11 protein-coding genes are annotated in these 7,550 nt (G+C 59.1%); 5 read left to right on the plus strand and 6 right to left on the minus strand.

Features of this window, described 5'->3' with window-relative positions:
- Positions 1-79: 79 nt before the first annotated feature.
- The 6 genes from lipB to ABI660_RS11985 all read right to left on the minus strand — a co-directional run bounded on the left by lipB (position 80) and on the right by ABI660_RS11985 (position 4,475).
- A complete protein-coding gene (lipB, locus tag ABI660_RS11960; protein WP_348068227.1) occupies positions 80-793 on the minus strand; it encodes a lipoyl(octanoyl) transferase LipB in 714 nt (237 codons plus the stop codon).
- The gene (locus tag ABI660_RS11965; protein ID WP_348068229.1) at positions 794-1,978 is read right to left on the minus strand and encodes a Fic family protein; all 1,185 of its coding nucleotides are present in this window, start codon (positions 1,976-1,978) and stop codon (positions 794-796) included.
- Between the two features lie 116 nt (positions 1,979-2,094).
- Complete coding sequence (locus tag ABI660_RS11970; RefSeq protein WP_348068231.1) at positions 2,095-2,385, minus strand: DUF493 family protein; 291 nt, start codon at positions 2,383-2,385, stop codon at positions 2,095-2,097.
- Positions 2,382-3,287, minus strand: a complete 906-nt coding sequence (locus tag ABI660_RS11975; RefSeq protein ID WP_348068233.1) for a D-amino acid aminotransferase — start codon at positions 3,285-3,287, stop codon at positions 2,382-2,384. Before ABI660_RS11975 ends, ABI660_RS11970 begins: the two co-directional genes overlap by 4 nt.
- A 44-nt stretch (positions 3,288-3,331) precedes the next feature.
- Entirely contained in the window at positions 3,332-3,928 is a 597-nt protein-coding gene (locus ABI660_RS11980; RefSeq protein WP_348068235.1) for a DUF2062 domain-containing protein, read from the minus strand.
- Between the two features lie 100 nt (positions 3,929-4,028).
- A complete protein-coding gene (locus ABI660_RS11985) occupies positions 4,029-4,475 on the minus strand; it encodes a CopD family protein (RefSeq protein WP_348068237.1) in 447 nt (148 codons plus the stop codon).
- A gap of 221 nt (positions 4,476-4,696) precedes the next feature.
- Between ABI660_RS11985 and ABI660_RS11990 the strand changes: the two genes are divergently transcribed.
- From ABI660_RS11990 to ABI660_RS12010, 5 genes are all read left to right on the plus strand, one after another.
- Positions 4,697-5,209 (plus strand): ATP synthase subunit I, encoded by a 513-nt coding sequence (locus ABI660_RS11990; protein WP_348068239.1) that lies wholly within the window; start codon positions 4,697-4,699, stop codon positions 5,207-5,209.
- Positions 5,210-5,226: 17 nt separating this feature from the next.
- On the plus strand, positions 5,227-6,084 hold the full coding sequence (atpB, locus tag ABI660_RS11995; RefSeq protein ID WP_348068241.1) for a F0F1 ATP synthase subunit A: 858 nt from the start codon (positions 5,227-5,229) through the stop codon (positions 6,082-6,084).
- Between the two features lie 73 nt (positions 6,085-6,157).
- Positions 6,158-6,406, plus strand: a complete 249-nt coding sequence (gene atpE / locus ABI660_RS12000) for a F0F1 ATP synthase subunit C (RefSeq protein WP_096668784.1) — start codon at positions 6,158-6,160, stop codon at positions 6,404-6,406.
- 30 nt (positions 6,407-6,436) lie between these two features.
- A complete protein-coding gene (locus ABI660_RS12005; protein ID WP_348068244.1) occupies positions 6,437-6,907 on the plus strand; it encodes a F0F1 ATP synthase subunit B in 471 nt (156 codons plus the stop codon).
- 13 nt (positions 6,908-6,920) lie between these two features.
- A complete protein-coding gene (locus ABI660_RS12010; RefSeq protein ID WP_348068246.1) occupies positions 6,921-7,451 on the plus strand; it encodes a F0F1 ATP synthase subunit delta in 531 nt (176 codons plus the stop codon).
- The last annotated feature ends 99 nt before the right edge of the window (positions 7,452-7,550 follow it).

Raw genomic sequence — 7,550 nt, forward strand, 5'->3', positions numbered from 1 at the left:
CCCTGAGCCTGTCGAAGGGCTGGTAATCCGTTCACGCCGGTCAGACCGGGGGCTTCGACAGGCTCAGCCCGAACGGGAGTCAGGGTGCCAGATAAGCGCTCAGCTTCTGCCCCAGCACGTCCGCGGCCTCTTGCCACGCGACGGATACGCCAATTGTACGGAGGTCCGTGGTTTGCAGCCCGGCATAACCACAGGGGTTGATGCGCGAGAAGGGTTCCAGGTCCATCGCGACATTGAGCGCCACGCCGTGGTAGGTGCAATGGCGGCTGACCTTGATGCCCAGCGCGGCGATCTTGCCCAGGCCGCGGAAAGGATCGGCTGGGTTGAGCGGGCCGGTCAGCGCGGCGTGCGAGCTGGGGTCGTCCAGGCGCACATAAATGCCGGGGGAGCCGCCGACGCGGTGACCGGTGACGCCGAAGTGTGCCAGCGTGCGGATCACCGATTCCTCGATGCGGTAGACGTATTCCTTGACAAAATAGCCAGCGCGTTTCAGATCGATCAGCGGGTAGGCCACGACCTGGCCGGGACCGTGGTAAGTCACCTGGCCGCCGCGGTCAGTCTGCACCACAGGGATCTCGCCGGGGTTCAGCACGTGGTCGGGTTTGCCGGCCAGCCCCTGCGTGTAGACCGGTGGATGCTCACAAATCCATAGCTGATTGCGCCCATCCTGATTGGGCTGAAGGCCTATTTGGCTTGAATTTTCACGGTTGCGAGCGGCCGTGAAGGCCTGCATGGCGTGGTAGGTGGGCAGGTAGTCCGCGCTGCCAAGGTGGGTGACTTGCATGGATTTCATTTAGCCTGACGTGGCAAGCGGCGCATCAAATAGTGCGTCTCGGTTCAAGGTGTCCAGGTAGGCGCTGTAGCCGAATACGCGGCCGCGGCGCTTGCCCGTCATCTCCCGGACTATGCCGATGGACTCCAGTCGCAACAGGGCAGTATTGACGGTGCCAGGACTTTGCAGCGTTTCTTTGCAGATGCTGTGCACGCTGCGTACAGGTCGTTTGGCAAGGGCTTCGAATACCAGCGTAGCCGACGCAGCGGTACGGCCCAGCGCCGCGATCCGCAAACGGTCCCGGCTGACAAGTTGGTTGATTTGGCGTGCGGTATCCACGGCTTGGGTGGCACATAGCTGCACGGCATCCAGAAAAAAATCAAGCCATGCTTCCCAGTCGCCATGGGTGCGCACGCGGGTCAGCAACTCATAGTAGCGGCTGCGATGCACCTTGAAAAAAAGACTCAGGTAAAGGAGGGGTTGCTGCAATACTTTTTCATTCAGCAACACAAGCGGAATCAGCAGGCGACCGACTCGCCCATTGCCGTCCAGAAAAGGGTGAATGGTTTCAAACTGGACGTGTGACAGCGCGGCTTTGACCAGCGGGGCATGGCGCTGCGGTACGTCGTTTAAAAAGTTTTCGAGGTCAGCGATGCATTGAGCAATATGCTGGGGTGGGGGTGGCACCAAAGATGCCGTGCTGGGGCTCGGCCCGCCCACCCAGTTCTGGATGCGGCGGTATTGGCCCGGGGCTTTGCCTGCGCCGCGACCGGACTGCATTAGATGCTCATGCAACTCGCAAATCAGGCGAGATGACAGCGGAAAATCCTGCGCCAGTCTGGCAATGCCGTGGTCGAGTGCGGCGACGTAGCACGACACTTCGGTGACGTCGTCAATTGGCACACCGGGCGCCGCATCTTCCTCAAACATCAACAGGTCGGCCAGCGACGACTGTGTCCCCTCGATTTGCGAGGACAGCACGGCTTCCTTGCGTACATAGCTGTACAAAAACATGGCAGCGTCGGGCAGCAGCGTGGTCAGGCTGTCGAGCCGTCCCAGCGCCAGATGGGCTTGGTCAAGCTTTTCCTGAAGTGGGGCCGACCATTCGAGACCAGGAATGGGCGGCAAAGGCGTGGGTATAAACCCTGGGCAGGCCAAGCCATGGGCGACCGAAGGTTCAAACCGACCAGAAATACCGCGTTGCATGAGGGCCTTTTTTGGAATAAGAAGTCATACTATTCCAAATTTGGCTAATTATTGAATTAGCGACAGTCTTACTATGCAAAACAGGGCCAATCTTCAGTAGCGACGCAAAAGTAAGCTCACAGCACCACTTTGACCATGGGGTGCGTCGACAGTGTGCGGTACAGCTCGTCGAGCTGTTCACGGCTGGTGGCGGTGACGGTGATGGTGATGCCCAGGTATTTGCCGCCCTTGCTTTCGCGCAGCTCGATGGTGGTGGCGTCAAACGCCGGGTCAAACTGGCGGGCGATCATGCTGATGGCGTGGACCAGCCCATCGGTCTTTTCGCCCATCACCTTGATGGGGAACAGCGAGGGATATTCGATCAGCGATTCCTGGCGCGGTGTTTCTGGTGGGGTGGGGGTGCTCATGCTTGCTCCGTATGCGCCTGTTTGGCGCGCTGGTAGGCGGTGTGCAGCTTCTTGTAAACCGGGCCGGGCTGGCCGCTGCCCACGGGCAAGCCGTCGAGTGTGGTGATGGCCAGCACTTCCTTGGTGGCCGACGACAGCAGCAACTCGTCAGCGGCGAACACTTCCTCGCGGCTGATGCGGCGGAGTTCAAACGGTATGCCGGCATCACGGCAGATCTCTTCGAGCAGGCCATAACGAATGCCTTCGAGCACCAGGTGGTCCTTGGGTGGTCCCAACACCTTGCCGCCCTGAACGACCCAGACGTTGCAGGCAGCGGCTTCGCTGAGGAAGCCGTCGCGGAACATCACGGTTTCCACCGCGCCAACGTCGGCGCTGATCTGGCGCGCAAACACCGCCCCCAGCAGGCTGGTGCTTTTGATGTGGGCCTTGTTCCAGCGGAAATCGTCCGCAGTGACGCAGGCCACGCCGTGTGTGCGCTGCTCCGGCGTCGGGGGCTTCATGGTATTTGTCATGACAAACACGGTAGGTATCAGGTCGGGCGGCATCACATGGTCGCGCGGTGCCACGCCGCGTGTGATCTGGATGTAGACCAGCTGGTCCGTCTTTTCGGGCGAGGTGTGCATCTGCAGCGCGTAGTCGGCCACCAGTTTGAGTGCGACATCGTGCCACTGGGCGGGGGACAGCGGATTGGCGATGCGCAGCTCGGCCAGGCTGCGCTCAAGGCGCGCCATGTGCTGGGCGAAGCGAAAAGGCCTTCCGCCATATACCGGCACCACTTCATAAACGCCGTCGCCGAAGATGAAGCCGCGGTCCATCACACTGACCTTGGCGTCCTTGAGCGCCGTGAATTCGCCGTTCAGGTAGCACGGGGTGGCGGGTAACGGTGGGCTGGAAGTGCTCATCATGTCGTCTGAAGTGGATAGAGGGATGGATTGTGGTGCAGGCTTTACCTGCCGTGCCGCTGAACGCGCCGCTTGAACCAGACGCGCCAGCGCCAGATGAGTTTGACCATAACGTAACCGATGACTGAACCCATGACTGAAAAAATCGCCATGCCGAGGACGGCGGGCCAGCCAAAGTGTGCCAGCCACCCCATGACATCAAATCCGGCGCTGGCCGAAGCGGCTTCCAGGGCGGCACTGCCCGCCTCGACGTCGTGGGGGGCGACGCCCAGGATCAGGCTGCCCAGCTTGTAAGCCAGCCAGAGCCAGAAACCAATGGTGAAGGGATTGGTGACCAGTGTCGCCCCTGCCGCGACCGGAATGTTGCCGCGCCACCAGATGCAGTGGACCGCTGCCACCAGGATCTGGGCAACAGGCAATGCAAACGCCCAGAACAGGCCGATCGCGACACCGCGGGCCACGGCTTCGTGCTGCACATGCCAGAGCCCGGGCTCACTCAGGCGATGAGCCACCGGTTTGAGCCACGGATGGGCCGCCAGTGTTTCGCGGCTGATCCCTTTGGTGAAGCGGTCTGTCCAGTGGCCTCCGCGTTTTTTGCTGACGGGCTGCGCAGATGAGGGTTTTGATTTGTGGGGGCTCATGCAATGGCCGGTCCGGCTGATCCAGCCCGCAACGGCTGGGTATCGCCAGGATTGATCATGGAAAATTCATTGTGATTCATGGATGCGCGGCAGGCTGTTTTCAGTTGTAGAAAATCACGGCGGCAATGGCCAGCGCCCCCAGCCCCAGGTTCAAGCCTGCCAGCGTGGCGATTTGCCCTACCCGACGCCCGCCTTCGGGCCAGTCCGTTGCGGCCACCGCCAGTTTCAGGCGCCGGTAGGGGCCGAAATAGAGGTGTCCAAACAGTGCAAACATCAGCAGGCCGATGCCGAACATCAGATGCCAGCCCCAAGGCGCATTTTTCATGCCGACGGCCAGCAGCATGGCTAATCCGGTGAGCATCAGCAGCCCGATGGCGGGCCAGACCAGCGCAAAAAACTTCTGCAGGACCATGGCGACCAGCGGCAGGCGCTGCGGCGGGGCCAACTGCGCGGTGACCGCAGGCCGCAATGCAAAAAGCATGAAGCTGATGCCACCCAGCCATACGATGGCAGCGGCGATATGGAGGAATTTCATCAGGGCTGGCATGCGAAGATCTTTCAAAAAACGGCGCCCTGCGGGAGCGGAATTTCCGCCTGATTCTTGGAGGCTGCGGGCGAACCGATTGTCGCCTGCAAAGCATCCCGGGAATGTTGCCTGCAGGGATCCCAGCCGCACAATCGTGCGGGGGCTTTCCGGAATGGGCGGGTTTCTACGTATAATCAAGGGCTTTGCTAATAACCCGGCTTGTAACCTGCCTGTAATTTGTGATGGACAAAATGACAGATTCGGCGGTTCACCCAGCGGCGAAAGCCTCAATCCGAAAAGAGGTTGAGGCAGACCGCGAGGATTTCAAGCCGCTGACGCGTGAAGAAGCGCAAAAACTGCGTGAAGCCAGTCCCTCGCTGTCACCCTGGTGGGTGGTGGTCGGTCAACTGGCTGTGGGGGTTGTGGTGGCATGTGCTGCCTGGGCCCTGACCGGAAGGCAGAGTGTGGCTTGGTCGGCGTTCTATGGGGCGCTGACTGTCGTGGTTCCTGCGGCGCTTTTTGTGCGCGGGCTGACCAGCAAGGTGTCTTCCATGAATGCAGGTGCTGCGGTGTTTGCATTCTTTTTGTGGGAAATGGTCAAGATTGCCTTGACGGTTGCGATGTTGTTCGCGGCGCCGCGGCTGATCGAGAATTTGAGCTGGCCCGCCATGCTGGTGGGCCTGATAGTGACGATGAAAGTGTATTGGGGCGTGCTCTGGTTCAAGCCGAAGCGCCCAACTGCACACCAAACTTAACGGGACGAGTAGATTAGATGGAAGCTGCACACGGACCCACCGCTGGTGAATACATTGGTCACCACCTGACCCATTGGCAAAACAAGCCGATGAACGGTGTCATCGATTTTTCGGTCTATAACCTCGACTCGATTCTCTGGGCTGTCATTCTTGGCATCGTCGGCAGCTTTTTCCTCTGGAAAGCTGCCCGCTCGGCGACCTCGGGCGTGCCGGGCCGATTCCAGGCTGCCGTCGAGATCCTTGTTGAAATGGTCGATAGCCAGGCCAGGGGCATCATCAGCAGCGCCCAGAGCCGCAAGCTGGTCGCGCCTATGGCGCTGAGCGTTTTTATCTGGATTTTCCTGATGAACGCGATGGACTTGCTGCCCGTCGATCTGCTGCCCAAAATCTGGGAGCAGATTTTCAATGCTGCCGGGCTTGACCCGCATCATGCCTACATCCGCGTGGTGCCTACCGCTGATCTTTCCACGACGCTGGGGCTCTCGATGTCCGTGCTGCTCGTTTGTGTGGCGTACAACATCAAGATGAAGGGGATGGGCGGCTGGGTGCACGAGTTGTTCACGGCGCCATTCGGCAATCATCCGGTTTTGTGGCCAGTCAACTTTTTGATGCAGATGATCGAGTTCGCGGCGAAGACGGTTTCGCACGGCATGCGGCTGTTCGGCAACATGTATGCCGGTGAGCTGGTTTTCATGCTGATCGCATTGATGGGTGGCGCTGCGGCCATGTCGCTTTCAGGTGTTCTGCTGCCGATAGGCCAGATCCTTGCCGGCACGGTTTGGGCCATCTTCCATATTTTGATCATTACCCTGCAGGCCTTCATTTTCATGATGCTGACGCTGGTGTATGTGGGGCAGGCCCACGATCATCATTGAGGTTTTTCGGTCTGGTTTTTCTCTCGCTTTTTTCTTTTGTTTGTTGGTTAACTTAAATCCATAGGAGCTTTAAATGGAAAACGTTCTCGGTCTCGTCGCTTTGGCCGCTGGCCTCATCATTGGCCTGGGCGCTGTCGGCGCATGTATCGGCATCGGCATCATGGGTAGCAAATACCTCGAAGCCGCTGCCCGTCAACCAGAGCTGATGAACGAATTGCAAACCAAGATGTTCCTGCTTGCAGGCCTGATTGATGCCGCTTTCCTGATCGGTGTCGGTATCGCGATGATGTTCGCGTTTGCCAATCCTTTTGTGTTGAAGTAATCGTCACAACCCTGACAGAAAGGCGTTGCCGTGAGTATTAATGCAACCCTGTTCGTCCAGGCGATTGTTTTCGCGATCCTGGTGTGGTTCACAATGAAATTTGTGTGGCCGCCAATTACGAAAGCGCTGGACGAGCGTGCCCAAAAAATCGCTGAGGGCCTCGCCGCTGCTGACAAGGCAAAATCCGAACTCTCCGTCGCCAACAAGCGCGTGGAAGAAGAGCTGGCCAAGTCACGCAACGAATCGGCCTTGCGCCTGGCCGAGGCCGAGCGCCGCGCCCAAGCCATGATTGAAGAGGCCAAGGCCAAGGCTGCGGAAGAAGGCAGCAAGATCATTGCCGCCGCCAAGGTCGAAGCTGAGCAGCAAACCGTCAAGGCACGTGAGACTCTGCGCGAGCAGGTCGCCGCACTGGCCGTCAAGGGTGCAGAGCAGATTCTGCGCAAGGAAGTCAATGCCGGTGTGCATGCTGACTTGCTGGGTCGCCTGAAGACCGAACTTTAAGCGAGCGTAAAACATGGCCGAACTAGCCACCATTGCCCGTCCCTACGCCGAAGCGTTGTTCAAGGCCTCTGGTTCCGACTTGGGCGGAACTGCCATCTGGCTCGATGAGCTTGCCGCCATTTCCTCCAATGTGCAATTGCAGCAGTTCGCCGGAAACCCCAGTGTGACGGTCAACCAGACGTTTGACGTGATTTCCGGGGTGGCCAAGACGAAGCTGCCGGACGCCGCCAAGAACTTTCTGCGGACTGTGATCGAGAACGGGCGCATCAGCGTCCTGCCGGAGATCGCGGCCCAGTTTCGCGCTTTGAAAAATGCGCAAAGTGGTTCGTCGGATGCCATCGTGTTCAGCGCATTTCCGCTGGAAGGCGCTGCATTGGCTGATTTGGCCGCAACGCTGGAAAAGCGGTTTGGCCGCAAGCTCAACCTTTCGGTCGAGATCGAGCCGGCGCTGATCGGTGGCGTACGTGTCGTGGTGGGTGACGAGGTGCTGGACACCTCGGTGAAAGCCCGTTTAGAGCAAATGAAAGTGGCGCTGATTTCCTGAGCTTGCGCTCAGGCGCTGCCTCCGGTTTTTAGCCAACAACATACTGAAAGAAGGAAAGAGTCATGCAACTCAATCCCGCAGAAATTTCTGAACTGATCA

The organism is Polaromonas sp., assembly GCF_039930745.1.
Taxonomy (GTDB): Bacteria; Pseudomonadota; Gammaproteobacteria; order Burkholderiales; family Burkholderiaceae_C; genus Polaromonas.